27 protein-coding genes and 2 pseudogenes are annotated in these 24,331 nt (G+C 71.3%); 21 read left to right on the forward strand and 8 right to left on the reverse strand.

The genetic code is table 11. The features are described from left to right. Positions 1 to 29: 29 nt before the first annotated feature. From ACIBK8_RS25790 to ACIBK8_RS25820, 7 genes are all read right to left on the reverse strand, one after another. The gene (locus tag ACIBK8_RS25790; protein WP_399044233.1) at positions 30 to 1,544 is read right to left on the reverse strand and encodes a VirB4 family type IV secretion system protein; all 1,515 of its coding nucleotides are present in this window, start codon (positions 1,542 to 1,544) and stop codon (positions 30 to 32) included. A gap of 28 nt (positions 1,545 to 1,572) precedes the next feature. After that, positions 1,573 to 2,019: a DUF6238 family protein gene (locus tag ACIBK8_RS25795; RefSeq protein WP_399044234.1), complete on the reverse strand. Its 447-nt coding sequence runs from the start codon at positions 2,017 to 2,019 to the stop codon at positions 1,573 to 1,575. A 114-nt stretch (positions 2,020 to 2,133) separates the two neighbouring features. Beyond that, the gene (locus tag ACIBK8_RS25800) at positions 2,134 to 3,597 is read right to left on the reverse strand and encodes an SCO6880 family protein (RefSeq protein WP_399044235.1); all 1,464 of its coding nucleotides are present in this window, start codon (positions 3,595 to 3,597) and stop codon (positions 2,134 to 2,136) included. A gap of 84 nt (positions 3,598 to 3,681) precedes the next feature. Continuing rightward, entirely contained in the window at positions 3,682 to 5,040 is a 1,359-nt protein-coding gene (locus ACIBK8_RS25805) for an ATP-binding protein (RefSeq protein ID WP_399044236.1), read from the reverse strand. A 36-nt stretch (positions 5,041 to 5,076) separates the two neighbouring features. Continuing rightward, on the reverse strand, positions 5,077 to 5,757 hold the full coding sequence (locus tag ACIBK8_RS25810) for a hypothetical protein (protein WP_399044237.1): 681 nt from the start codon (positions 5,755 to 5,757) through the stop codon (positions 5,077 to 5,079). Then, a complete protein-coding gene (locus ACIBK8_RS25815) occupies positions 5,758 to 6,075 on the reverse strand; it encodes a DUF6112 family protein (protein WP_399044274.1) in 318 nt (105 codons plus the stop codon). A 102-nt stretch (positions 6,076 to 6,177) separates the two neighbouring features. After that, the gene (locus tag ACIBK8_RS25820) at positions 6,178 to 7,302 is read right to left on the reverse strand and encodes a C40 family peptidase (protein WP_399044238.1); all 1,125 of its coding nucleotides are present in this window, start codon (positions 7,300 to 7,302) and stop codon (positions 6,178 to 6,180) included. Positions 7,303 to 7,796: 494 nt separating this feature from the next. Here ACIBK8_RS25820 and ACIBK8_RS25825 point away from each other — a divergent pair, with 494 nt between their 5' ends. From ACIBK8_RS25825 to ACIBK8_RS25925, 21 genes and pseudogenes are all read left to right on the forward strand, one after another. Continuing rightward, positions 7,797 to 8,552: a DNA-methyltransferase gene (locus tag ACIBK8_RS25825; protein WP_399044239.1), complete on the forward strand. Its 756-nt coding sequence runs from the start codon at positions 7,797 to 7,799 to the stop codon at positions 8,550 to 8,552. 151 nt (positions 8,553 to 8,703) lie between these two features. Continuing rightward, on the forward strand, positions 8,704 to 9,351 hold the full coding sequence (locus ACIBK8_RS25830; protein ID WP_399044240.1) for a DUF4913 domain-containing protein: 648 nt from the start codon (positions 8,704 to 8,706) through the stop codon (positions 9,349 to 9,351). Then, positions 9,351 to 9,830 carry a hypothetical protein gene (locus ACIBK8_RS25835; RefSeq protein ID WP_399044241.1) on the forward strand — a complete coding sequence of 160 codons (480 nt, stop codon included), beginning with the start codon at positions 9,351 to 9,353 and terminating at the stop codon, positions 9,828 to 9,830. Before ACIBK8_RS25830 ends, ACIBK8_RS25835 begins: the two co-directional genes overlap by 1 nt. Next, positions 9,830 to 10,438 carry a DUF3631 domain-containing protein gene (locus tag ACIBK8_RS25840; protein WP_399044242.1) on the forward strand — a complete coding sequence of 203 codons (609 nt, stop codon included), beginning with the start codon at positions 9,830 to 9,832 and terminating at the stop codon, positions 10,436 to 10,438. Before ACIBK8_RS25835 ends, ACIBK8_RS25840 begins: the two co-directional genes overlap by 1 nt. Before the next feature lie 6 nt (positions 10,439 to 10,444). Beyond that, the gene (locus tag ACIBK8_RS25845; protein ID WP_399044243.1) at positions 10,445 to 11,134 is read left to right on the forward strand and encodes a hypothetical protein; all 690 of its coding nucleotides are present in this window, start codon (positions 10,445 to 10,447) and stop codon (positions 11,132 to 11,134) included. 155 nt (positions 11,135 to 11,289) lie between these two features. Then, the gene (locus ACIBK8_RS25850; RefSeq protein WP_399044244.1) at positions 11,290 to 11,883 is read left to right on the forward strand and encodes a hypothetical protein; all 594 of its coding nucleotides are present in this window, start codon (positions 11,290 to 11,292) and stop codon (positions 11,881 to 11,883) included. Between the two features lie 246 nt (positions 11,884 to 12,129). Further along, positions 12,130 to 12,465, forward strand: coding sequence for an SH3 domain-containing protein (locus ACIBK8_RS25855; RefSeq protein WP_399044245.1), 336 nt, complete (start codon positions 12,130 to 12,132; stop codon positions 12,463 to 12,465). 107 nt (positions 12,466 to 12,572) lie between these two features. Beyond that, positions 12,573 to 13,025 (forward strand): hypothetical protein, encoded by a 453-nt coding sequence (locus ACIBK8_RS25860; RefSeq protein ID WP_399044275.1) that lies wholly within the window; start codon positions 12,573 to 12,575, stop codon positions 13,023 to 13,025. Continuing rightward, positions 13,022 to 13,465, forward strand: a complete 444-nt coding sequence (locus ACIBK8_RS25865; RefSeq protein WP_399044246.1) for a hypothetical protein — start codon at positions 13,022 to 13,024, stop codon at positions 13,463 to 13,465. The genes ACIBK8_RS25860 and ACIBK8_RS25865 overlap by 4 nt, the downstream gene beginning before the upstream one ends. Before the next feature lie 10 nt (positions 13,466 to 13,475). After that, a complete protein-coding gene (locus ACIBK8_RS25870) occupies positions 13,476 to 13,892 on the forward strand; it encodes a hypothetical protein (protein WP_399044247.1) in 417 nt (138 codons plus the stop codon). Positions 13,893 to 13,919: 27 nt separating this feature from the next. Beyond that, complete coding sequence (locus ACIBK8_RS25875; RefSeq protein ID WP_399044248.1) at positions 13,920 to 14,801, forward strand: winged helix-turn-helix transcriptional regulator; 882 nt, start codon at positions 13,920 to 13,922, stop codon at positions 14,799 to 14,801. Then, positions 14,798 to 15,400 carry a regulator gene (locus ACIBK8_RS25880; RefSeq protein WP_399044249.1) on the forward strand — a complete coding sequence of 201 codons (603 nt, stop codon included), beginning with the start codon at positions 14,798 to 14,800 and terminating at the stop codon, positions 15,398 to 15,400. Before ACIBK8_RS25875 ends, ACIBK8_RS25880 begins: the two co-directional genes overlap by 4 nt. Further along, positions 15,397 to 15,852 (forward strand): hypothetical protein, encoded by a 456-nt coding sequence (locus ACIBK8_RS25885; protein WP_399044250.1) that lies wholly within the window; start codon positions 15,397 to 15,399, stop codon positions 15,850 to 15,852. Before ACIBK8_RS25880 ends, ACIBK8_RS25885 begins: the two co-directional genes overlap by 4 nt. Before the next feature lie 27 nt (positions 15,853 to 15,879). Continuing rightward, positions 15,880 to 17,133 (forward strand): MFS transporter, encoded by a 1,254-nt coding sequence (locus tag ACIBK8_RS25890; protein WP_399044251.1) that lies wholly within the window; start codon positions 15,880 to 15,882, stop codon positions 17,131 to 17,133. Positions 17,134 to 17,155: 22 nt separating this feature from the next. After that, positions 17,156 to 17,995: a DUF317 domain-containing protein gene (locus tag ACIBK8_RS25895; protein WP_399044252.1), complete on the forward strand. Its 840-nt coding sequence runs from the start codon at positions 17,156 to 17,158 to the stop codon at positions 17,993 to 17,995. Between the two features lie 30 nt (positions 17,996 to 18,025). Next, on the forward strand, positions 18,026 to 19,249 hold the full coding sequence (locus ACIBK8_RS25900) for an ATP-grasp domain-containing protein (RefSeq protein WP_399044253.1): 1,224 nt from the start codon (positions 18,026 to 18,028) through the stop codon (positions 19,247 to 19,249). Between the two features lie 67 nt (positions 19,250 to 19,316). Further along, positions 19,317 to 20,174 carry a DUF317 domain-containing protein gene (locus ACIBK8_RS25905; RefSeq protein WP_399044254.1) on the forward strand — a complete coding sequence of 286 codons (858 nt, stop codon included), beginning with the start codon at positions 19,317 to 19,319 and terminating at the stop codon, positions 20,172 to 20,174. Positions 20,175 to 20,204: 30 nt separating this feature from the next. Further along, positions 20,205 to 20,692, forward strand: a pseudogene (locus ACIBK8_RS25910) (hypothetical protein). A 56-nt stretch (positions 20,693 to 20,748) separates the two neighbouring features. Beyond that, positions 20,749 to 21,537, forward strand: coding sequence for a DUF317 domain-containing protein (locus ACIBK8_RS25915; RefSeq protein ID WP_399044255.1), 789 nt, complete (start codon positions 20,749 to 20,751; stop codon positions 21,535 to 21,537). Between the two features lie 37 nt (positions 21,538 to 21,574). Continuing rightward, positions 21,575 to 22,594, forward strand: coding sequence for a SpaA isopeptide-forming pilin-related protein (locus ACIBK8_RS25920; RefSeq protein WP_399044256.1), 1,020 nt, complete (start codon positions 21,575 to 21,577; stop codon positions 22,592 to 22,594). 623 nt (positions 22,595 to 23,217) lie between these two features. Then, a complete protein-coding gene (locus ACIBK8_RS25925; RefSeq protein WP_399044257.1) occupies positions 23,218 to 23,949 on the forward strand; it encodes a hypothetical protein in 732 nt (243 codons plus the stop codon). A 126-nt stretch (positions 23,950 to 24,075) separates the two neighbouring features. Here ACIBK8_RS25925 and ACIBK8_RS25930 read toward each other — a convergent pair. Further along, positions 24,076 to 24,249, reverse strand: a pseudogene (locus ACIBK8_RS25930) (DUF3291 domain-containing protein); the annotation flags it as partial. Between the last annotated feature and the right edge of the window lie 82 nt (positions 24,250 to 24,331).

Raw genomic sequence — 24,331 nt, forward strand, 5'->3', positions numbered from 1 at the left:
GCGTCAATTGCCCGGAACTGGCGGGGGATTCAATGCATGCGGGCATCGGTGTCGAATAGCGTCAATTCGCTTGGGTGGAGGAGGTGTTGGACGATGAATGACCGTCCGGCGACCCTCCATAGTCCACGGCCGCGGTTGAGGTGGGAGATGGCGTCTGTCTCCACCGAGGTCAGACCCAACAGGGATGCGGCGGCATGGAGTTGGTCGGTTTCCTGGCGGTAGATGATGCGGGTGGAGCAGTCGGCGAGCAGACCTTCGGCGAGGGCGCGTCCTTGGGATCCGGCATCGCCGGCGGTGAGCAGGTCGGACAGCCGGTGGATGACCATGAGATTGGCGATGCCCAGGCCGCGGCTCAGCTTCCACTGGGACTGCATGCGCTGCAGGAGGCCCGGGTGGCGCATCAGTCTCCACGCCTCGTCGTACACGATCCACCGCCGGCCGCCCCGCGGGTCGGTGAGGGCGGACTCCATCCAGGCGGAGGCGCAGGTCATCGCCAGGACCAGGGCCGTGTCGTCGCCGGAGCCGCCGAGCCGGGACAGGTCGATCGTGAGCATCGGAGAGGTGGGGTCGAACGCGACGGTGGAGGGCGCGTCGAACATGCCGGCGAGGTCACCGTGGATCAGTCGCCGCATGGCGTGGGCGAGGTCGCGGGCGGCTTCTCCGAGCCGTCCGGACATCATCCCGGCGGCCTCGTCGAGCCGTTCGGGGTTGTTGAGGGCGGCGGTGACGTCGCCGAGGAGAGGGGTGCGGCCGGTGTCGGCGGCGCGGGTGACGACAGCGTCGAGGGCGACGTCCAGGGCGGTGTGCTCCATGGGCATCAGGTCCCGGCCGAGGACGGTCCGGGCCAGGGAGCCGAGCAGGAGCAGGCGCCTCTTGCGGATCTCGCTGACCCAGTCGGCCTCGGAGATGCTCTCCGGTCGGGGCGCGGCGTCCAGGGGGTTCAGCTTGCCGGGAAGCCCGGGGCCGAGGGCAACGGACGTGCCGCCCAAGGCCGTTGCGACGGGTGTCCACTCGCCCTTGGGGTCGCACGGGACGTAGATGCGGTAGCCGAAGGCGATGGAGCGCAGGGCGAAGGACTTCGCGAGTGCGGACTTGCCCTGTCCGATGACGCCGGCGAGCAGCACGTTCGGGTTGGTGAATCCTTCGACCTTGCCGTACAGGGCGAACGGGTCGAACACGAAGCTGGCTTCGGCGTGGACGTCGCGTCCGATGTAGATGCCTTCGGCGCCGAGGCCGCCCTCGGCCAGGAACGGGTAGGCCCCGGAGGCCGTTGCGGTGGTCATGCGGTGGGCGGGGAGCCTGAGGTGGTTTCCGCGGGCGGAGCCGGGTCCGGGGCGTCCGCCGGGCGGGTAGAGGGGTGCGGGTGTTTCGTGTTCGGCTGGTGCGGTGCCCGCCGGGTGGGCGGTTGCTTCGGCTCGGGCCTTCGCGGTGGCTTCGGCGAGCTGGCGGCGGGCGGCTTTGCGGCTGGCCCGGTCGGTGCCGTGCGGGGTGAACAGGGGGGAGGCGGAGGCGCGGCGTGCGCGGCGTGCGGGCCGGTGGTTCATCGCGGGCCCTCGTTTCGGCGGGTGGTGCTCATCGCGCGCATGCGGTGGTGTGCGGCGGGCTGTTGAGGTCGGTGGGGGTGGTCTTGCGGCGGACGGTGTGGCCGGCGGCGAGGTGGCGCTGGCAGATGGTGAGGACCGGCGGGCCCTCGGGGAGCTGCTCAGGGTGGCACTCGGCGGAGGCGGCCGAGTCCGACGGCAGGAGGTGGAAGGCCGCGTGGATCTCGGCGGTGGCCTGCCACAGCCGGGTGTGCGCGGTGGCGAGATGGCGCCCGGCCGCGGGGTGCGGGGGCCGGGTGGCTTCGGCGAGCTGGTCGGCGAGCTGGTGCAGCGCGGTCAGGTGGGCGTGCACCACGTCGAGGTGAGCGCGGTCGGCGGCGGGCCGGTCCCGGGCGGGCCGGCTGCGGGCGTGGTGACGGATGCCGGCGGTGGCGGCGCGGAGATAGGGGTGCGCGTCGGGCGCAGTGTGTGAGTTCAAGACGGTCCTTGCTGGACGGTTCAGCGGCGGCGAGGGCCGGCGGCGGGCGGGACGGCAGGGTGGCCGGCGTCTGCCTGGCGCGGGGGCGAGAGGTGCCCATGAAGGACTCCTTCGCTACAGGGCGGTGCGGGCCAGGGGGAGGGCGCCGAGGGTGAAGGCGTCGGGCTGCTGGAAGTAGAGGCGGCGCAGGTCGACCTGGGCGCTGAAGGCGGCGGTTTTGATCTGCGCGCATGCGGCGTCGAGCAGGGCGTCCGTCTCGGCGCTGATGGTGATCAGTCCGGTGAGGGCGACGTCGGAGTGGCCCGCGATGAGCTGACGCTCGCGGTGTTTGACGTCGGCATACTCGACGGCATCGGCCTCGGAGTCGACCTGCCCGCGGCGTGCCCGCTCGTTGGCGTCGGAGACGATGGCGGCCTTGCGCCGCTGGACATCGCGCAGCGCGGACTCCAGCGCTTGCGGCGCGTAGACGAGGGACAGGCTGCGCCGGATCCCGGCGCTGAACATCAGCCCGTGCAGGAATCCGCTGGAGGTCTCGGTGCGGGGCCAGTCCTCGACCCAGAAGGTGGCGTGCCGGGCGGAGTCGGTGGTGAGGCGGTCGTATTCCTCGACCTGGACGACCGGTCCGGCGGCGGCCGGTTCGGCTTCGGCGCGGCCGGTTGAGGACCACTGCTGCAGGCCGGCCAGGGCCTGGGGGTCGTAGGCGGTGCGGATGACGGCGGCGATCTCGCGAGCGGTGAGCCAGCCGGTGACCGTCAGCCCGGCACTGCGGACGGCCTGCGCGATCGAGGCCGTGGTCTGCGCCATCACCGTGAACGCACCGGGGAGCCCTCCGCCGGCCTGGCTGATCAGGCGCCGGGCGGCCTTCATGTCGAGGGAGATGGCCAGGTACGTCTCGTGGGGCGCGGCGGCGGGCCCGGCGGAGGCCATGAGGTCGGTGTAGACCTGGCCGGCGACCGGGGTTTCGGGGCGGCCGTTTTGGGCCCAGTGGCGGGCGAGGGTGTCGCCGGAGTCGGGCACGGTGCGCTCCAGGACCTGGACCGTGGCGACGTGCCCGGTGCGGGCGATGCCCGCGAGCGCGCGGCCCCACCCGGACACGTTGTGGTTCTGCGTGGCCGGATCCAGGAGGGCGAAGGCGCGGGAGGAGACCCGGGCGACGGCGGTCAGGGTCTGGTGATGCGGGTCGTGCACGGCGGCGCCCTGGGTGGCGGAGTCGCCGGGGGTGACGACCCGCAGTGAGGCGGCGCTGCCGGGGAGATGGAGTACGCCGTCCTGCCGGGGGCGGGAGGCCGGCCGGGCCAGCCACATGGTCTGCCCGGTGCGCCGTCGGTGGGCGTAGCGGATGACGATCGGCGCCCAGTCGATCAGGGACCGGCCACTGCGGCGGATCGCGACCAGCGCGGCGACCGCGGCCCACAGGGGAGTGAGCGCGATGGCTCCCGCCAGGCCGGTGCTGACGACGGTGACCAGCAGCAGGGCCAGGGCGGTTGATACGAGGAGGAGTTGGGGGAGGGAGAGGCCGAGCAGGATGCCGCGGCGGGATCGGTGCGGGAATTTGACCGTGAGGGGGATGTCAGACAAAGGGCGTTTCCGAATGGCGCGGGCGGGCCGGGGCAGAAGGTGCCGCAAGGCGGCCGGTTCCTCCTGCCCCGGGGGGAGGACGGGTCAGGGGCCGGTGGCCGGCGGCGGGGCGGAAGCCGGTCCGCTCGCGCCGGCGGCGCCCGCGGTGGGGGCGGAGGGCCCGCCCTGGGGCGGGGGCATCGAGGCGCCCGGCGCAGAGGCCATCCAGTTGGGGCCTTGGCCTGCGGAGGGTCCGCCCTGGCCGCCGCCTCCACCGGCTTGGCCGCTGGTGTCCTGGCGCGCGCTGGTCGGTGGGGGCTGCACGGCCTTCTCCAGGCCGGACTTGAGGGCATCGCCGCCCGGGGAAACGCCGGATCCGCCGCCCGCTTGCTTGTCCGTGCCGCCGGTGGCGTTCGCGGCGATGTCGCCGGGGAATCCGCCGCCGGATGCGGAGTCGGGGCCCTGCGGGGCGGCACCGGCACCGGCCGCCGCGCCGCCGGTTCCCGCGGTCGCCGCCATTGACGTGGCCTTTCGGCCGGCCTTTTCGGCGTGCTGCCGGGCGATCTGCGCGCCGGCGCCGCCGGCCCGGTGCAGGGTCTCACCGTCCGAGCCTTCGGCCGCCCAGTGCACGAACTTGAACGTCGCGTACGGGCACAACAACACCAAGATCATGATGACGATTCCGGACATGACGTCTGCGAGTGCGGCGACGCCGTCCTTCGCCTCGGTCTTGCCCAGCGCCGCCACGCCGAGCACGAAGATGATCGTCATCAACAGCTTGCTGACGACCAGCGTGGCGGTGGCTTCGATCCAGCCCTTGCGCCACCGGCGCGCGGCTTCCCATCCGCCGCCCGAGGCGGCGAAGATCGCCAGGGTCACGAGGACGAGGATGCCGACCTTGCGGACCATCATCACGCACCAGTACAGGAAGGCGCCGAGGGCGGTCCCCAGCCCGGCGGCGACGGCGACCAGCCACCCCAGGCCGCTCACCGCGGCGAGCGGGCCGATCTTGACGATGCGGCGGACCGCCGATTCGATCGACAGGTTCGAGGCTTTGAGCAGCCCGGCCGACAGCGCGTCGACCACTTCGACGGCGAGGGTCGTCAGGGCGATGGCGCTGAAGGCGAAGATCGCTCCGGACAGGGTTCCGGTGACCGCTTGGGTCAGGGCCTGCCCGTCGCGTCGGACAGCTGCCCGGATGAGCTGGGCGCAGAAGGTGGCGACGAGGATGATCAGTCCGATCGGCAGCAGCAGCGCGTAGTTGTCGCGGAACCATCCGGCGTTCAGGTCGACGCGGGTGGTGGTGTCGACGGCCTTGGCCGCCAGGTCGGCTGCCGCGGCGGCCAGTTCACCGGCCGACTTCGTCATCCAGTCACCGACGGCCTTGCCGGGATTGGTCGCGAAGTCCACCGCGTCACCGACGGCACACAGTTTGTCCGCCAGCGGTATGTCACAGAAACCCAAGGGGAGTTGTGCCTCCTTTCTTGATCGGGGCGAGGGTCAGGGCGCGACACGGGGAGCGAGGGAGGCCAGGGAGCAGTCGTGGGAGGGCCGGCACTGCACGGCGAGGGTCACGGAGCGGTCCTCGGCACCGCCGCCGTCCTTCTTCCACGCGATCTTCTGCTTGCCGGTGACGGTGACCGCGTAGATGTATGCCTTCGTGATCGCGGACGGTTCCTCGGCGAGGGCCTCCTTGAAGGCGGCGGGGAAATGGCCCTCCGTGATCTTCGCGGTGGCGTGCTGCCGGTTGTCGGCCATACGCGACCACAGCAGTGGATCGGGGACCTGCGCGGAGACGGCCGGCCAGTCGGCGTACGTGCCGTCCTGCGTCATCCACGCCCGCATCCCGGCCAGTTGCTGGTCGCGGCTGGTGTCGCGGGTGTCGTAGGACCACAGCATCGCGGCGGCGGCCTTGGCGTAGGTGACGGGGTCGGAGATCTGCGGCGGCTCGGGAACCGAACCCTCGTGGGAAGGGGAAGGGACCGGCGCGGGCTTGGCCGGGGCGCTGCCGGTGGCCGCAGGTGTGGTGGGGCGGTCGTGCTGGTCGCCGCGCCCGGCGAACCAGGCGACGCCGGCGGCGATGGCGAGCAGGGCGGTGAGGGTGATCGCGACGATCGCGATGCGGCGGTTGGCCGACCAGCCGGCCCCGTAGTCCGCCAGGGACGGGAGTCGCATGCGCATCTAGTGGACCTGCGACCCCAGCTCGGAGAAGAAGGCCACCGCGCCGTTGGCGGCGCCCAGCCCGAGGGCGGCGCCGGCGGCGACGGTGGCGCCCTTCTTGCCGTTCGATTCGGCTTGGTGGCCGCCCGTGTGGTGGCCCCAGGCCCACACGCCGAGCGAGATGGCAAGAGCACCGACCACGGCGATGATCCCGAACAAGTTGATGCTGCTCACGACGCTCTTCAAGACGGAAAGGCCGGGCAGGCCACCGCCCTTGGGGCTGATGCCGGGGTCGTAGGCGAGGTAGACGACGGCGCGGTCTGCGAGGGACATGGGTATGGTGAAACTCCTTGCGGGCACGGGGAGAAGAGAAGGCGCGGCGCCCGGGGCGCCGGGAGGCCGGCTGGCCCGTGCGGCGCGAAGTCCGGGCAGGCAGCGGCGTTACAGCACGCGGCGTGCGGCCAGGACCGTCCAGTCCTTGAGCGGTGTGATCCGGACCGGCTTCGATGTGCGCGGTGCTTCGACGACGAGGCCGGCGCCGATGTACATGCCGACGTGCTCGGGGCGGGCGGCGCTGCCGCGGGCGAAGAGCAGGTCACCGGGCTGGAGCGCCTTCGTCGAGACGGACTTGCCTTCGCTGACCTGCGTGTACGTGGTGCGGGTGAGGGTGATGCCGGCGTGGGCGTACGCCTGCTGCATCAGCGAGCTGCAGTCGCAGCGGCCCATCGGGTCCGGGCCGTGCGCGTTGGTGCAGGTGCCGCCCCACTGGTAGGGCGTGCCGAGCTGGCGCAGGGCCCATGTGATGGCCGCGCGCGCCTTGGGAGCGGCGTTCTTGGGGATCGTGTACCCCTTCGGCACGCGGCCTTCGGGGATCTTCCCGTAAGCGGAGCCGTCCTGTGCCGGACCGCAGCCGGACGTCCCCGTCCCCGTCCCGGTGCCGGATTCCTTGCCGGGCTTGTTCCTGCCCGCGTTCGGCAGGGTGGCGGTGACGCCCTTCTGCAGCGCCTTCGCCAGGTGTTCCCACTGCGCGTACGCGTCCGGGTAGCCGGAATTCTGGACGGCCTGGGCGGCCTGGGTGACGGTCATCTGCTGCCAGCCGTGCACCTTCAGCAGACGCTTGTAGAACTGCTCGCTGGCGTAGACCGGGTCGTGGATCTGCTGGGCGGTTCCCCATCCCTGGGAGGGGCGCTGCTGGAACAGGCCCAGCGAATCGCGGTCTCCGGCCGCGAGGTTGCGCAGGCGGGATTCCTGCATCGCGGTGGCGAGCGCGACGATCTGGCCGCGTGGGGGGACATCGAGGCTGACCCCGGTGGCCACGATCGTCTGGGCGTTGGGGATCTGTTCCTTGGGCAGGGTGAGGCCCTTGATGTGCACGTCTTTGCCGGACGCGCCGTCGAGGACGGCGGTCACCCGCTTGGTGACGGCGTCGGTGCTGATGCCGTCCAGGCAGTCGACGGACCCCGTGGCCTGGGCGGCTTCGCTGGAGGACGCCATCACCAGGGCGGTGCCGGCGAAGGGGATCGGGGCGAGGAAGACGAGGCCGATGGCGGCGGCAAGCCACTTCAACCCGGCCTGCCCTCCGGCGGGGTGAAGCGGACGGCCGCCGGCCGGTCATCGGGCAGGCGGGGGCGGGGAGATGGCATAGCGGGTCCTTCAACGTGAGGCTGCGAATCGCCGGGCAGGCGTGATGCGGCCCGCGGCACGGCCACGGTGCGGCGGCCGGTGGCGGAGCGGGGCCTGGTGGTGGGGTGGCTGCCGCTCGCACGGGTGGCGGCGGGCCGGTCTGCCGGGAGACGGCTCGTGGGCACAGGAATGGCGGGAGGCCATCGTGTTCTCCGGCAGTTCCAAAACAGTAGGCCACGATCCCCGGTTGAAGAAATCACCGGGCGAAATGCTTCCCATCCGGGGCGACGACACTGCCCAACCGGGGATCGTGGCTTACGGTTTTGGTTCTCCCTCGCCCCGCTTCGCGGACCCCGGCTTCGTCATGCCCGGATCCGGTCCGCCGGCATACACGCGAGCGGAACTCTCCCTTACCCGCACCGAACTGAGGTACCGCTTTGCCTTTTTCCCTCCACCAGGGCGACGCGCTCTCTGTCCTTTCCGGCCTGCCGGATGACTGCGTCGACTCCGTCATCACCGATCCGCCCTACAACTCCGGCGGCCGGACGGCGCGGGAGCGCACCACGCGAAGCGCCCGCCAGAAATACACGTCTGCGGATGCCGGGCATGCGCTGCCGGATTTCACGGGCGAGAACATGGACCAGCGCTCCTACGGTTTCTGGCTGACCCAGATCATGACCGAGGCGCACCGGCTGACGAAGGCCGGCGGGACCGCGCTGCTGTTCACGGACTGGCGCCAGCTGCCGGTCACCACGGACGCGATCCAGGCGGCCGGATGGCTGTGGCGCGGTGTGCTGGCCTGGCACAAGCCCCAGGCCAGGCCCCAGAAGGGCCGGTTCACGCAGAACTGCGAGTTCATCGTCTGGGCGAGCAACGGCGCCATCGACGGATCCCGTAACCCGGTCTACCTGCCGGGGCTTTACTCGGCCTCGCAGCCGTCCGGCAAGGACCGCCATCACATCACGCAAAAGCCCGTAGAGGTGATGCGTGAGATGACCAAGATCTGCCCGGAGAAGGGCACCGTGCTGGACTTTTGCGCGGGCTCCGGATCGACGGGGGTGGCTGCCCTGCTGGAAGGCAGGGACTTCATCGGCGTCGAGAAGACGAAGCACTACGCGGAAATCGCCGCCGACCGCCTCACCCAAACCGTGCAGCAGACCCTGTCCCAGGCGGATTTCACTCTGACCGCCTGACCTCTCCCGTCGTACGGGCAGGCTTCCGCATTTGCCTGCCCGTACCCGGCAGGGGCTATATAGCAGCAGATCCACTGTTAGGGAAACCGGGGATTCTCAGGATCGTTGTAGCTGCCTTTCCGAGACGTGCCGCAGCTGCAAGGAGACCTTCATGCCCGAATCCACAGAGTCCCCCAACGAGGGGGAGCTGGAGCCCGTCCGGCTGCCGGACTCCGGCCTCGAAGCCGTTGAGGCCAGCGTCCGCCGCCGCCTCATGGACCGGAGCGCCGACTCCGACCGGCAGCCCGACCCGTTCTCCTCTGCGCCGGGACCGTCCCCGTTCGCGGCCTTCGGGATGCCAGGGCCGGGGGGCCTGCCGCGCCAGCCCGCCCCGCCCGAGCCGCGCCCCATCCTGGAGCTGGAGGGCCAGGAGTACGAGGACGAGCTCGACAGCCTGACCGACTGGGTCGACGACTGCCTCATGGAGATCTACGGCGCGGAGGTCACCACCGCGGCACCCTGGTGCGCGCAGTGGCAGGAGCACGACGACGTCGTGGCCTGGCTGCATGCCCTGTGGATGGCCTACCAGCAGCACAAGGAACCCGACGCCGGCCTCGCCGGGATGTTCGTGTGGCACCGGGACTTCCTCACCCACGCCATGGCCGTCGTCCGGGCCCCGGGTGGTCCGCTGTCGGCCTGCATGACCTCCCCGGACCGGCCCGCGCACCGCGTGCTGCCCGGACCGAAGCCCTCGGTTCGCTCCGCCACCGGCTCCGGCGAAACGGATGAGCCCGACCCGGAGACAGGCGGGGCCGCATAGTGAGCGCCGGCAAGCCGGTGTTCGGCCTCAGCTTCGACCCGCGGGCGCTGGGCGACCTCCTGGCCGCCCCCGGCGATATCCGGGACCTGGCACTCGCCCAGCTCCAGGACATCGTCACCGCGCAGAGCTCCGGCACCAAGCTGACCGGCGACCTGTCGGGCTACCGCAAACTGCTCGTCGACGCCCGCCGGGAGTGGCGCATCGTCTACGCGCAGCGGCCGGCCCCGGCAACGTCCCGGCACGCCACGGAGATCCACGTGATAGCCGTGCGCTCCCGCGCCCGCAATGACGTCTACGACACCGTCGCGCAAAGACTGGGAATGGACCGCCGGCCGTTGAGCGCCCGTACCCACGCCGCCAGATCCCGCTCCCCGCAGCTGATCCCGCAGCGCCCCCTGCCCCACCCCGGACCGGCGTCCCACGTCGCGTCCGGCCCCGCCCAACCTGCACCGACACCTTCGAAGGGCCGAACCCGTTGATGTACCCCTCCCTGCTTGACGCCCTCTCCGCCACCTTGCTCGACGGCGAGCCGCAGACCGAAAACCCCCGCCACCGCGCACTGCTGGACACCTACACCGACGTGCAGGCCCTCGACCGGCAGCTCGCCGAGTGGACGGAGCGTGCTCCCAGCGACGACGACGCCGACGAACTGGACCAGATCGTCGACCTCCTGGTGGAGCGCATGGCCGCGGGAGCTGTGCTGCGGCGGCTGCTGTCCGCCGGGTGCTGCTGTGCGGACACCCGGGATGGCGCATGCCGCGAGGACCCGGACGCTTCGTCCTGCCCCGGCAACGAAGCGGACCCGCAGTCCATCGTGCAGGCGGCTTTGTATGTCTTCGGGTGCGTCGGCAGCCCGGAGGCCCTGCCCTCCGTCGACCTGGTCAGCTGCCTGCGCGAAATACCCGGGAAGCCGGAAGGCCGCTGGAACTACGCCGAGTTGACCCCGGTCCGCCTTGCCCGGCTCATGTCCCCGCACGGCATCGCGCCCCGCAACGTCACCTATAGGGACGGGGGCCGCTTCAAGTCCTACCGGATGGCGGACCTGCTGGCCGCGGAGGCCGGCCGTCAGAACACCCAGGGATCCTGACCGCGTATGCCCTCCCCGTCCGCTCCGCCGAAGAAGGTGCTGACGGCGCTCGACCACCGCATCGAAGCGGCCGTGGACCACAGCATCGACACGCTGTGGGAACACCACGACCGGAAGGTCCTCGACGAGCCGCGCAGCCGCCTGGCGGAAGCACACCGCTTGCTCGTGCAGGCGGAAAGATCGGTGACCTTCTACCGCACCCTCCTCCATCGCCTGGCCTCGGGGGAGTTCCCGGTCGATGAGGCCCTGTTCGCACGCATCGACCGCACCGTCGACCAGCTGGAGGAGGCCGCCAAGGCCCGGGACGAGCAGCAGGAGAAGGCCGTGGCCGTCCTGGAGCCGGTCGAAGCAGCCGCGAAGACCGTGAGAGCGGGGGAGGGCATCGAACTGTCCGCCCCGGACATCACCGCTCTGCTGGCCATCACCCAGGGCGCCAAACTGCACGAACATCTCCTGACCGAGGTCCTGTCCGTCAGCACCGCCTCGGGGACGCGCATCGCCTACGACCGGTTCCAGCGCTTCGAAGAGGCCGGCCTCGTTCAGCGCGACACCTCCCACCCGGTTCACGCCGGGCAGCCCGTCACCCTGTCCGAGTCCGGGCGTGCCGCGCTGAGCGCATCGCGCCGCACCCGGCCCGCCGCGTCCCCGCCCCCACAGCCCGGAGCCTGGCCCGCGCCCGCCCGGCCCCGGCACTGAACACCACACCACACCGCACCGCACCGGCCTGACCGGCCCGAAGGGACGCTACGACGTCAACTGAAACTGAACTGGACTTCCGGCTCGACGGCTACGAGGTAGAGGAGGGCCTCGATGCGGCATACGTATGGTCGGTCCTGGTCGAGGACGACTATGTGCTGCTGGCCGAACACCACACTGAGGACGACGCAAGCTTCTACGTCCTGTTCGACAGGGCCGCGACCTACGGTCACCCGGGCGAAGCGCAGGTCGTCGCGCTTCATCTCCAACGCGACCTTGAGCAGCGCACGTTCACTCTGGATCGCTGTCCGCTGCCGCTGGCGTCCATGGCGCAGTCCTGGCTGATCTCCCGAGGCTGCCCCCGCGAGGGCATCGGCCTGCTGCCCGGCCGAGGCACCGTCGCGGCCGACGAGACCACCGTGGCTCTCGAAGCGAGGCTGGCGGGCGACGGCGATCACTACGCGCTCCTGTGCAGCTATACCGACGACCTCTCCGATACCCCTGAGACGACGGTGCTCCTGCGCGCCGTCGACGAACGGGATCCGCAGCCGTTCAGGGGGCTGGTGGAGGCAGTCGACCTCGCTGCCGGAACGCACACCCTGCGCGAGAGCAGGTTCACCCGGCCCGAGGAGGCCACCCGGTGGTGGGACCGGCACTGGTCCCGCCCCCGCACCGGGGTGCCGACAGCGCCGCCGCCGGCCCCAAGTCCTGCCCCCGATCCGCCGTTCACGCCCAGCCGAAGCCGCTGACACACGGTCGCGCGAGCGCGCCCCGCACAGATGCAGGAGACGCCGGCCGCCACCGGCCGCGCTCACGCCCGCCTCAACAGCCTCGCGCCACTAGCGACTTCGCGCACCCTCGGTGGAATTCCGCCGGAATATAGCAGCACATTCCCGGTTAGCGAAACCGGGGATTCTCCGGACTCTTGAATCACCCCGCACGGCATCTGCCCGGGGCCATTCCGCATTCCCTCACACACCTGGAAGTACATTCCCATGCGCATATCCCGCATTGCCGCCACCGCAGCCGTGACCGCAGCCGTTGCCCTGCCCATCGCCATCGCTCCGGCCGCAAGCGCCGCCGCTCCGCAGACCGTCGCTGCTGCCTCGTGCCACAAGACCGGTCCGTGGAAGATGCACACCACGGCGGTCCGCCTCCACAACCGTGCCTCCGCCAAGTCCACCGTCGTCGGCATTCTCTACAAGTCGCACAAGTGGACCCACGGAAAGATCAGTAACGGCTGGGTGTATGTCCACGACCAGACCAGCGGCGTCAGCGGCTGGGCCTCCATGTCGTATGTCTATCCCACCGTCTACACCTGCCTGCACTGACCTGCCGCCCCGGGCGGAGCCGATTTCCGCACCGCACCGCACTGCGCCTCGCGTCAACGTCCCCTGAATGAAAGGAATTCGCTGTGCCTGTCGGCGACGACGACGTCATGGATGGCGACGTCATGGGCGTGATCACCGCGCATATCGAGAACCGCTTCGGCATGACGCTCACGGAATTGCAGCAGGCCGTGGCGGATGCCCCGCACGCTCACCGCGAGGCCGCGAACGTCGTGCACTGGCACGGACTTCTGCGCGAGTCCCAGAGCGCGCTGGAGAAGGCCGAGGACGACCTCGTCGCCGCACTCGATACGCAGACCGGCGAACTCGACGACCCGGCAATGGGGCTTGCCCACCGCGTGAACGCGGCCGTGGCCGCACGCGATGGACGGGCCCTGGTCGTCACCTATCTCCTCGACCCGGACGCCCCCGGCAAGCAGGGCCCCGGCGCCCGGCGCGGTGCCGCCCCGGCAGCCCGCCGGGGCCCGGCCCTGCAGACCAGCCAGCCCGCCCGGCCCGCATCCCCACCGGCTTCCACCCCGGTCCGGGGGGTGACACGGTGAGCGGGATCGACATGCCCTCCACGATGGACGGCCGGATCGAAGAAGCCTTCAGCGCTCCCCTCGGCCAGCTGTACGAGGCCGCCCAAGAGCCCGAGGCGCCAGTGGCGTTGACCAGAGCGCTGGAGCTGCGCTCCTTCCTGGCCGTGGTCGAGGCACACGTCGCCCGGGTCCGCGACCGGGTCCACCAGGCCACCGCCGCCGACGGCGACATGGACGCACTGTCCGCCGACGACCTGCGGATGGACGCCCAGTGGATGGCCGCCGCCCTCAGCGCCCGCACCGACCAGCGCACCGCCCTCAACGAACTGCTGCGCACCATGCCGGGCATGGCCGCCCGACGCCGGCCCGTGCGGTTCACCCAGTACAAGATCCCCACCACCCTGCCCCCGGCCGCCCAGGCATCCCCGCGTGCCGGGGCGGCGCCGGACCATCGCCCCTGAAGGCCGCCGTTTGCCCCACACCACCTCCCAGACGATCACCGAACGCATCGAGGAGCTGTACGGAGCGCCGCTCGCCGACCTCCAGGCCCACGCCGATGCTCACCCGGGCGCCAGCATGCTGACCGCCCTCCTCGACAGTCGCACCGCACTCGAACTCGCCGAGCACAACGTCGACTTCCAGGTCGAGCGGCTACGGCAACTGGCTGATCCGGAACGCGAGATCGGGCCGTTCGACGCCGGGCACATCCTCGACTGCGCCCGCCGGATCACCGAATCGGTCGCTGCCCGCGACGCCCACACCACGACCACGAGCGCGGTGCTGCAGAGCCTGCGCCGTACTCCCGCCCCCGAGGCCCAACCGCCCACGGCGACTGCACCCCCCGCGCCCGCACCCGCGCCTACGCCGTCCGCCGTCCGTACGCGCTGACATGCCCGCCCTTTCAGGAGTTCCCCCTTGGCCACCACCGGTCTGTCCCCTGCCGCCGATGCCGATCTCGCGCGCACTGCCGAGTCGTTGAACATGCTGGCCCCGCGCTGGAGCGTGTGGGTGCTGATGACGCTGTCCGCCGGGACGATGCGCTACGCGGAGATCAAGCCCCGCCTGCCGTGGCTGCTGGACGGCCAGCTCTCCCCGCGGCTCGGCACGCTCACCGAGGCCGGACTGGTGCGGCGCACCGAATACAACCGGCGCCACGTCACCTACGGCCTGACCGACCGCGGCACCCAGGCCCTGCCCGTTCTGAAGACGATCGCCGCCTGGGGCGACACGTATCTGGATGACTACCTCGTCCGCAACAAGGCGACGGGGAAGCTGGAGCCCGCGAAGCCCGCCCCCGCGCAGAACATCGAGGGCGCCCTCGCGCTGCTCACCCCCCGAAACGCCCTGACGATCTTGTGGATTCTCCGGGAACGCGGGACGTCCAGCGCGCAGTCCCTGGCCCGCGTCGCCCTGCCCGGTGCGAACGGCGCCGACGTCTACCCACGGCTGCGCCAGCTCGTCGACGACGGCCTCGTCGACAGGGCCGGCACGGCGGAGGACATGCCGCTCTACCAGCTGTCCGCATCGGGCCAGGCACTGGCACCGGTCCTGCGGTCCGTGTCGGCGTGGGCAGCCGGACGTCCCTCGGCCGAGGCGGACGACCACCCTGTGTGGGGGCCGGATCCGGCGCCGTCACTGTCCGCGCCGGGGACCTGGCTCACCCACCAGCCCCGCACCAGCGCCCCGCCGCCTGCCGCCCCGCCGGCGCCGGCCGCCTGGAAGGGCAGCGACCTCTTCTCGCACCCGATCCCCTCCCGGCCCCTGACCGCCACCCCGGCCGGAGGACAGCGCCGATGACGTCCGCCGCCACCCCCACCCGCCGAAAGCGCGGGCCGGCCGCCACCGCGCTCTCGCGCCCCGCCCTGATCCGGCTGGTCAGCGAGATCGACGACAACGGACCGGTCCAAGACCGACGGATCAGCGGCACGGTCGCCGACCTCCCCCGCCACCAGGTCCGCCAGGCCCTGGCCGAGGGCCAGGACCTCGGCGTGCTGCGCATCGCGAAGCGCGCCGGGAACCCCCACTACCTGCTCACACCTGCCGGAGCCGAACTGGCCGACATCTACGACGCGATGGCCCGCTGGGCGCGCACACACCACTTCCCGGACCCCCGCAGCGACTTCCTCACCCGCACCCGGGCCTGCTGCGCACTCCTGAGCAGGCCGCACGTGTCCGATGTCCTGCTCCAGGACACGACGGCGCCCACAACGGGGACGGGTCCGGAAGCCGAGGGGTGGGCCGCCCTGGCCGAGGCCGGCCTGGCCGAGCAGGCGGACGACGGCTGCTGGCACCTCAACGGTGCCGGACAGCACGCGCGGGAGCCGCTCGCCGCACTCGCGAGCTGGGTGCGGCGGCACGCACCGCTCTCGACACGGACAAGAGGCGGCAGGCGGTGAGCCGGGCGAGCCCGACAGCGCTGGGCACCGCCCTGGTGGCCCACACCCTGGGATCTGGCCGCCATGACCTGCGCGGCCACCCCGCCGACTCGCCGCTTGGCCAACTGGCTTCTCTCATCGGCGAGATGGCCGACCGGGTCGACTCCCTCCAGGAACAACTCGTCGCCAAGGCCACCTACGCGGCCGAGCAGCTGGAGCGCGTCGCCACCGGCGCCGACCGGGTCCGTCCCGGTTCGACCGACGGAATCCTGCAGTACCAGGGCGTGCAGATCGACATGCTCGCCGCCCGGCGCTCAGACGCCATCCAGCACCTCAAGGCGCTGCTGGCGTCCTACCAGCACCTGACCGACGACAGGTCCGAGACCCCGGCGCCGGCCCGTACGGCGGCGCCCGTCCCGGCGTCGGCGCGCCGGGGCCACGGGCCTTCGGGCGGCTCCCCGCGCAGCCGCTGACCGACTACCAGGAAGCGAACGCGAACGATGCCCCGCCACACAGCCGTTGCGCACCGCGGCGCACGGCACCGCAAGCGGAGCGTCGTGCGCGGCCTCTACCTGGCCCGCAGCGCGGATGCCGCCGCCGGCAGCGTGGCCACGTACGGGATCCCGATGCTCGTGCTGGCCACCACCGACTCCCTCTCGCTGACCGGGGCCGCCTTCGCGCTGGAGTGGATACCGCGCCTGGCCGCCTTCGCGGCGGTCGGATCCGTGGTCGACCGCCATGGCGCCGCCACGGTGTTCCGCCTCGCGGCCCTCGCGCGGATGCTGGTGGCCCTCGCCGCCGCCGTGGCGCTGCCCGCGCTCGGCGGCGGCCTCGGCACCACGGTCACCGTGATGGCGCTGGCAGCCGCCCTCGGCATGCTCACCCAGTGCTCCTACATCGCGGCCGAAACCCAGGGAGCGGACGCCGCCCGCGCGGCGGGCGACCGTGGCCACCGCGTCCAATCGGTCCTGCTGTCGATCGACCAGGTCGCCCTCCTGGCCGGCCCGGCGCTCGGCGGCCTGCTCCTTCAACGGGCCGGTGCCGCCGGCATGCTCACCGTCCTTGCCGCCTTCTCCCTGCTCGGCGCGCTCCTGACACCCCGCCGCACCCCGTCGCCGAAGTTGGTTCCCGTACGGGTGCGGGCCGGGTTGCGCGTGGGCTGGTCCACCCTGCGGTCCCTGCCCGCACTGGCCTGGCTGGTCGCCGGACTGGCGCTGTCCAACGTCACCATCGGCGTACTCCAGGCCGCCGCCCCCGTCATCGTCGTCGCACGCCTCGGACACTCCAACGCCTCGCTCGGGCTGGTCTGGTCGGTGGCCGCGGGCGTGACCCTGGTGGCGGTGGCGGTCTGCCGCAGGGCGATCGACCGCGTCGGCCTGTGGCCCGTCGGCGCCCTGTGCGCCACGACCGCCGCCTGCGCCTGCCTCGCTGTGGCCACCGCACACACCTACGGCACCTACCTGGTGCTCACCGCCGTCCTCATGGCCGGCGAAGGCGGACTGACCGTCGTCCTGCGCACCGTGCGCTCCCACCTCATCCCCGCCCCCGTCTACGCCAGCACCCTCGCCGTGACCGTCCTGCTGCTCCTGGCGCCCTACCCCCTGGCCGGCGCACTGGTCGCCCTCACCCCGCCCGACGCCCTGGGACACGCGATCACCGCCTGCGCCTGCCTCCAGACCGCCGGACTCGCCGTCGCCTTCGCCCGGCTGCGCACCCGCAGCCTCATCCCCCCGGGCCCGACCACCGTCAACTGACCGGAATCCAACGGATGTACCCGTGACCGACCCCACCCAGATCGACGGCGACGTCTACGTCTCGCCGCGCTACCTCGCCGGACTGTCCGGCCACGCCGACTGCAGTTTCGACCCTGTCGCGCACTGGCCGCACTACCACCTGGACGCCGGCCCCTGCCAGCTCGTCATCGCGTCACCGGACCACCGCATCAAGATCGGCTGGTTCGGCGATGACTACGACATCTGGCAGGTCAGCGCCGCCGCGGACGCCGTATCCCAAGCCTGGTGGACAGCGCGCATCAACCAGAACACACCACCCGAGATCGTCCACGGCCTCACCAGCGCTCTGGCCACCGAGTGGGACGAGAACAGCGTCAGCTTCCTCAGAACCCCGTCCCCGTCCTGGGCCGACGCGATACGGCCCCTGCTCGACGCAGGCTGGGAACGCAAGCCCCTCACGAGGGGCGTGCTGGAGATCGTCTCCCCGGACGGGTTGGCAGGCGCGAGCATCGACATCGTCAGCTCCGGCCCGCACGCCGAGCCGGTGACCCTGTGGGCCGGGCCGCCCGGCTGGGGCACCCGAACCGAGGTCATCTTCAGCGCCCGCACCCCGAAGCACCTGATCGCGGCCACGGCCGCCGCCTTCGCCGACCCCACCCCCGTCGCCCGCTACCGGGACGACCTGGATCCCCAGCTGGCGAAGCTCGCCCACCTCACCCCCGTCCAGCCGCCGAGACCCGCCACGCCCACTCCACTCGACCTGCACCGCGCGACCGCCGCACGCCCCGCGCCGGCCCTCGGCACCCGCAGCGCTTCCCGCGGGAGCACGACTACACTCCCGCCCGCTCCTGCCGGGCCCCCACCTCCCGCACGCCACCGCTGAACTCGCCCTCCACCCCCTTGGAGCTGTTCTTTGCCCGCTCGTCCCGTCGTGCTCGTCGTCATCGCCGATACGGATCCGGAGGCATACCGCGGCTACTGCCTGGAGCAGGTCGCCGCCGTCTATGACGTCGTCCTGATCACCGGCTCCGAACCGACCTGGCAGCGCCCGCACCTCATCGACTACGAGGTTGCCGACCCCGGTGACCAGGCGGCGTTGTCCGCCGCCGGCCGGGCCCTTGCCGCACGCCACCTGCTGGCCGGGGTGATGACGTGGACGGAGTGGTACCTCGTCCCCGTCGCCCGCCTCGCCCGCCAGCTCGGCCTGCCGACCACCGCACCCGAGGCCATGCAGGGCTGCCGCAACAAGGCCGCCTCCCGCACCCTGTTCGCCCGGCACGGCGTCCCCTCCGCCGCCTCCGCCAGCGCGGCCACTGTGGCCGAAGCGGCTGCCGCGGCCGAGCGGATCGGCTATCCGGTCGTCCTCAAACCGGCCTCCCACGCGGCCAGCATCGGCGTCATCCGTGTCGACCACCGCGCCGCCCTCGACGACGCGTTCGCCTTCGCCTCCCGCGCCGCCGAGCGCAGTACCGAGAACCCCCGGGTGCTGGTCGAGGGATACCTGGACGGACCGGAAGTGTCGGTGGAGTGCGTCAGCTACCGGGGTGTCACGGCCGCGGTCGCCGTCACCCGCAAGACGCTCAGCCCACCCCCGCTCTTCGAGGAGGTCGCGCACTCGGTCGACGCCGCCGATCCGCTGCTCACCACCGTGGCGCCCGCCGCGACGGCGGCAGTTCAGGCTCTGGGCATCACCGACGGGGTCAGCCATGTCGAGGTGCGGCTGGTCGACGGCCGTCCGCGGCTGATCGAGGTGAACGGGCGGATCGCCGGCGACATGATCGGCCATCTCGTCCATCTCGCCACCGGTATCGACCTGCCGCGCGCCGCCGCCGACATCGCCTGCGGACGCGCCCCCAACCTCGCCCCCACCCGCACCTCGGCGGCGGCGATCCGACTCCTGTATCCCGACACCTCGGGAACCGTGGCCGAGCTGCACCTGGACGACGCCTGGCCGTGGCTGGAGCGCACCGTCTTCCAGCGCCGGCCCGGCGAGAAGGTGCTGCTGTCGCAGGACGGCGGCGACGCGTTCACCGCCCGCCTCGGCTACCTGATCACCACCGGCCCCACCGGCACCCTCGCCCAGGCGCGAGCACAGGCCGCCCAGCAGCACCTCGTCACCGACATCGTCCCCAACTGATCACCCCCGCACGTCTGTTGCCCGCCGCGTGCGGGCGATCCTTCCGCCTGCCTCTACCGGATACGTCATGCCCGAACCTGAACCGACCGACGGGGACGTCTACGTCTCCCCGCGCCACCTCGCCGCCACCACCGCGACCGGCGACCCCGCCCTCACCCCGCTCCTCAACCAGGGCTGGGACCTCCGGTACGACGACCTCGCCAACGTCTACGTGACCGCACCCGACCGCAAGGTCCGCCTCGGCTACCTGCCCGAAGGCGAAGACGACGGCCTGTGGCGCATCAACGCCTACAAGGACGCTTTCGGGCCGCCGACGTGGGGCGTCTGCTTCAACGACCGCTGTCCCACCGAGTTCGTCACGGCGTTCACCACCGCACTCGTCGCGGCATACGAACAGGGCCCGGACGCCTACCTCGCGGCCCCGGACCCCCGAAGCGGCGACCACGACCCCTTCCTCGCCGTCGCCCCGCTCATCAAGCGCGGCTGGCAGATCGAACGCCCACGGCAGGGCGTCTTCGCAGTCCAGGCACCCGACAGGCGCGCCGGGCTGGAGTTCACCACCGGCCACCTGGACCCCGAAGACGAACTGACCACCCGCGACGCCCGGTGGCAGCTGTGGGCCGGCACCTCCAATGACCGGCCTGCCTGGTACGCCACCGCCAGCACCGACACCCCCGTCGCCCTGCTCACAGCCGTCACCGAGAGCGTCAGCGACCCGGCCCCGCTGCCCCGATGGCGACAGGCCACCTACACCTACATCGAGGGCATGGCCCAGCTCACCCCCATCCTCGCGCCGAACCCGCCGGCCCCCACCCCACGCGATATCCAACGGGCCACCACCCGCCGCCCGGCCGCGCTCCCTGCTGTCAGCGTCCCGCGCTGGAGTACCGCCAGCCGACCGGCCCTGCCCGGCCCACGCCGCTAACGCCGGCGCAACCCGGACCGGAGACCCTTCTTGTCCCTGCAGGCCCCCGAGTTTTTTGCCGAGCTGTGCCTCCCTTTCCACGACCACACTGCCGTGGGCGACACCTACTTCGCAGCCTCGTCCCCGGCGAACCGCTGCGGCTGTGGATCGATTTCACCGGCACCATCCACGCTGACACCTATGGCGGGCTGCGGGGAGCGGTCGTCCATTCGGAACGTGGTGAGATCGACGCGGTGGCGCTCAGCTTCGTGGATCACGGAACTGTCCACCGCCGCGACGAAGCCGCCAACACCCGGCCGAACACCAAGCAGTACGGCGCCTTCGACAAGTACCACCGCCCAGGGCGGCCACCCTGGGAAGGAGCCGTCACCACCGGGTTGCGCGACGCCATCGAGCAGTACACCGCCGTCTGGTTCCCCGGCGTCTGGACCGCTTCCGCGCCGAGCCGCGCCAAGGGACGGACCGCGTACACGGCTCCCGCCGTGCCGGTCGCCCACAGCGGCGCCCGCGCCCGCTGAGCCGCGCCCACACGGCCAGCCCCGGCGTTCCGCACTCTTCAGCAGGAGCCCTGCCCGTGACGACCCACCCCTTTGAGAACCTAGACCCGGCCCAGACCGTGCAGGTCCTTCCCCGCCACCTCGCCGGGCCCGGCACCGTCGACCCCCGCACAGCATGGGCCTTCCCCTTCGACGAGGGCTGGCCGTTCGCCCAGACCGACGAAGGCCCGGCCGCGGCTTTCAGCCCTTGCCTGCGACTGCAGACCACCTACGACCCCCAGCCCGACACGCCCGGCAAGGGCACGTGGACCATCAACGCGCACCGGGCCCCGTTCACCCCGCCGAACTGGCGGATCACCTTCGACGCCACCACCCCCGTCGAGCTGCTCCACGAAGTCCACACCGAGTTGCTCGACCTCTACCTCGAAGACCGCTACAGCGACCAAGACCGACTGTTCCACGACGAGACGGCACCGCACGAGGCATACGTGCCGCTGCTCACTAGCGGTTGGAGCCACGACGTCAAGACCGACGGCACACAAACCTTCCTCACCCCGGAAGGACTCGGCGGCGTACGCCACCGATACGCCATCAGCGGCACCAGCGGGCCGGCCTGGCGGTTCTGGGGCGGATACCCCAGTGAGCCGCACTGGAGGGCACGCTTCTCGGTCGGCACGCCCACCATGCTCGTCGCGGCCTTCGCCGTCTCGCTGATCTCCACCGAGCCACTGCGCCGCACCGTCCAGGACGTCCCCGTCCACACCCGTCGCGCCCTCTACATCGCCACCACGACAGCCAAGCAGTCGCACGGCAACACACCTGTCGCCCCGCCGCCTCCCGCCCCGGTCTCTGGCCGGACCCACTGACCTTCCCCGCCCCCTTAACCATGGAGTTCTCCTCCTCGTGCACGCACGATTCGTCCGATCCGCCGCCGTCGCCCTCGCGGTGACCGGCACCCTCACCTGGGCGCCGGCCGCGAGCGCCCAGCCCTCCGAACCGGCCCCCTCGGCCTCCGCCGCCCCCTCCGAGACGTCGGCGCCGGACGCGGGCAGCGTCGAGATCACCACCAAGGACACGGCCGGGGACGCGCTTCCCGGCGCCACGTTCCTGCTGCTCGACTCCGAAGGCGATGAAGCTGGACGAGGGAAGACCGATGCACAGGGGAAGCTGACCTTCCCCGACCTCGCACCGGGCGTCTACCGGCTCAAGGAGACGTCCAGCGGAAGCTCGCTTCACGACGTCGTCGCCGATCAGGACGTCATCGTCGCCCCCGGCGCCACCGCCCACCTGACGATCACCGACACGTTCAAGGCCGCGCAGGTCATTTTGCAGGTCAAGGACGACAAGACGGGCAAGGTCTTGCCCGGCTCCACCGTGAACATCGGGACCGGCCAGACGGTCTTGCTCACCCTCACGACCGGCCCCCAGGGCACGGCGTCCGGCGAACTCCCGGTATCCAGCCGGAAGACCCAGTTCTGGGCCAAGCAGATCAAGGCCCCCGAGGGCTACGAGCTTTCCAAACCGTCGAAGGCGTTCACCGCCGGCCCCGGCGCCCCGGTCACCGTGACCGTCACCAACGCCAAGACCGCGACCACCCCCAAGCCCGACCCGTCGGAGACACCGACGGACAAGCCCACCGACACCCCCTCCACACCCGGAGACAAGCCGAGCGAGGCAGGCTCCGGCGGGTCGAAGCCCGCCCCGACGGGCACCAGCACGCCGGACGCCGGCTCCCCGCCCGTCCCGGCGGCCGACCCGGGCGACGACGCGACGCCGAAGACTCCGGACGGCTCCCTCGCCCACACCGGCACCGACGCCACACCATGGCTGCTCGGCGGCACCGCGCTGCTCCTCGTCGCCGGCAGCGGCTCAGTCATCGCGGCCCGCCGACGCCACGACAACACCGAGACCGACGAAAGCTGACAGCCTCCGGCACCCAACAGGCCCCCGGGAACTACTGGTTCCCGGGGGCCTTCGCACGTGGTCAGGCCCCAACTCGTTCCGCCTTGGCCCGATGCGTTGCCCTCGGCAGCCGTGCTGGGGCGGAAACCATGGACTTCGGGTTCCGCCCGAATTCGCGGGCGAGCGGGTGGTCGATCACGTGCTCGTCCGTGAAGCCGGCCCCGGAGCGGAAGACCGCTCGCCCGTACGCTGACCTGTACCGAACTGGTGGTGCGATCCCGCAGGATCCATGGGAACCGGGGAGCCCCGTCCATCGGGCAGACGGCGTAAGCGTGGTGAACCGGCGAACCGCTGTAGGCGGGCCCGTGTGCATCACGTCCGGCAGATTGCAGCGTCATCCGTACCCGTGTGTGAATTCATTCGCTCGCCTCTGCCCTCACCAGGATCACGTGAGAGATTTTCAAGACGCTGGAGCGGTGACTGCATTTCGGGATCTCGGCGTCACCGAGGCAATGTTTTGACGCCTCCGGCGGCAAGCGTGTCACCACGAACGGGAGGGACAGTTCGCCGTCCGCGGCCCTCGTGTATGCAGTGCGGTTGCCCGACCGCGAAGCCAGGTACGGGTGCCCCGCTAGGCTGCCGCAGTGATCGAGCCCTCCTCATTGCCCGGCGATCCTTCCGAGCTGCACCTGCGCATCTCCCACGACGACGAACTCCGGGATACCCCGCAGGCCGACACGCTAGAGCGATGGAACGTGGCTGTCCTCCATCGCCGGCGTACGCACGGCGGAGGGCAGAGGTCAGCGGCTCCCAGTAGCTGCAGCACCTCCGACTGCCCCTCGTGCACCGTCGAGGACACCACCGTCGGGTCAATGACGTTCTACCGCGTGCACCTCGACCGAGGCCGGAACGCGTTCTGGGCCATGGAAGAGGAGTCCGAGGAACTGTACGAGATCGCTCAGGTTCTCCTTGATCCCGAGACCGGCTCCTTCACTAGCGAAGTCAGCGAGCGGCTGGAGTACGTTGGCTCAGCGCTGCTCGTCATGGACCGAGTGACCCTGGATCCCCCGTGGCGTGGGCACGGCTTGGCGGCTGTACTTGGCTGCGAGGCGATCCACCGGCTCATGGCTGGCTGTCGGGCCATCGCCTGCTCACCCGGTATCACCGACCTCAGCAGCCAACGCCTGACGGACAGGGCCGAGTGGGACCGCGTGAACGCCAAGATCACCCAGGGGTGGGAGAGTCTGGGGTTCCGCCTCCACTGCGACAACGTCTATCTCCTGTCGCCCGCTTCGCAGGACCTGGAGGAGCAGCGCGACGCACTTCGGCGGCGCCTTGCGGAACTCGGTGCGTCCTGGCGGATCGGCACATCATGACCGGCTTCGCCGCCGCGAGAGACGGGTACTCCAGAAAACCCGTGAACCCGGCAGCGGGCCGGCTACAGCTGCTTTGTCATCCAATCGAGGTGCTTGACAGCGAATCCAGTCGTTCAGGCTTCCTCGTCAGTGAACCTTGTCGCTCTTTGGCCCGATGCCTTTGATCCTGGTCGGAGTTCCGTCCGGGGCGAACGAGTGGTGGAAGGTGAAGGCGTACGGCGCGGCGCCGTGGTCGTGGAGGTGCTCCAGCCGGGAAACCCCGTCCTGCCAGGTGGGTATCACGCCGTCGGAGACCCACCAGAGCGACTGGGTTCGCCGTCAAAGGACAGCAGTTCGCCTGGGGCAGACAGGAAAGATCCCGAAAGGACTGGCCAACGATTGC

The organism is Streptomyces sp. NPDC050161 (genome assembly GCF_044460025.1).
Taxonomy (GTDB): Bacteria; Actinomycetota; Actinomycetes; order Streptomycetales; family Streptomycetaceae; genus Streptomyces.

Excerpts from the sequence above, each read along its gene's own strand:
- ACIBK8_RS25790 (WP_399044233.1), bottom strand. The coding sequence starts at position 1,544 with ATGAACCACCGGCCCGCACGCCGCGCACGCCGCGCCTCCGCCTCCCCC.
- ACIBK8_RS25810 (WP_399044237.1), bottom strand. The coding sequence starts at position 5,757 with ATGCGCATGCGACTCCCGTCCCTGGCGGACTACGGGGCCGGCTGGTCG.
- ACIBK8_RS25830 (WP_399044240.1), top strand. The coding sequence starts at position 8,704 with ATGCCCGAATCCACAGAGTCCCCCAACGAGGGGGAGCTGGAGCCCGTC.
- ACIBK8_RS25840 (WP_399044242.1), top strand. The coding sequence starts at position 9,830 with ATGTACCCCTCCCTGCTTGACGCCCTCTCCGCCACCTTGCTCGACGGC.
- ACIBK8_RS25845 (WP_399044243.1), top strand. The coding sequence starts at position 10,445 with ATGCCCTCCCCGTCCGCTCCGCCGAAGAAGGTGCTGACGGCGCTCGAC.
- ACIBK8_RS25855 (WP_399044245.1), top strand. The coding sequence starts at position 12,130 with ATGCGCATATCCCGCATTGCCGCCACCGCAGCCGTGACCGCAGCCGTT.
- ACIBK8_RS25860 (WP_399044275.1), top strand. The coding sequence starts at position 12,573 with ATGGATGGCGACGTCATGGGCGTGATCACCGCGCATATCGAGAACCGC.
- ACIBK8_RS25880 (WP_399044249.1), top strand. The coding sequence starts at position 14,798 with ATGACGTCCGCCGCCACCCCCACCCGCCGAAAGCGCGGGCCGGCCGCC.
- ACIBK8_RS25890 (WP_399044251.1), top strand. The coding sequence starts at position 15,880 with ATGCCCCGCCACACAGCCGTTGCGCACCGCGGCGCACGGCACCGCAAG.
- ACIBK8_RS25905 (WP_399044254.1), top strand. The coding sequence starts at position 19,317 with ATGCCCGAACCTGAACCGACCGACGGGGACGTCTACGTCTCCCCGCGC.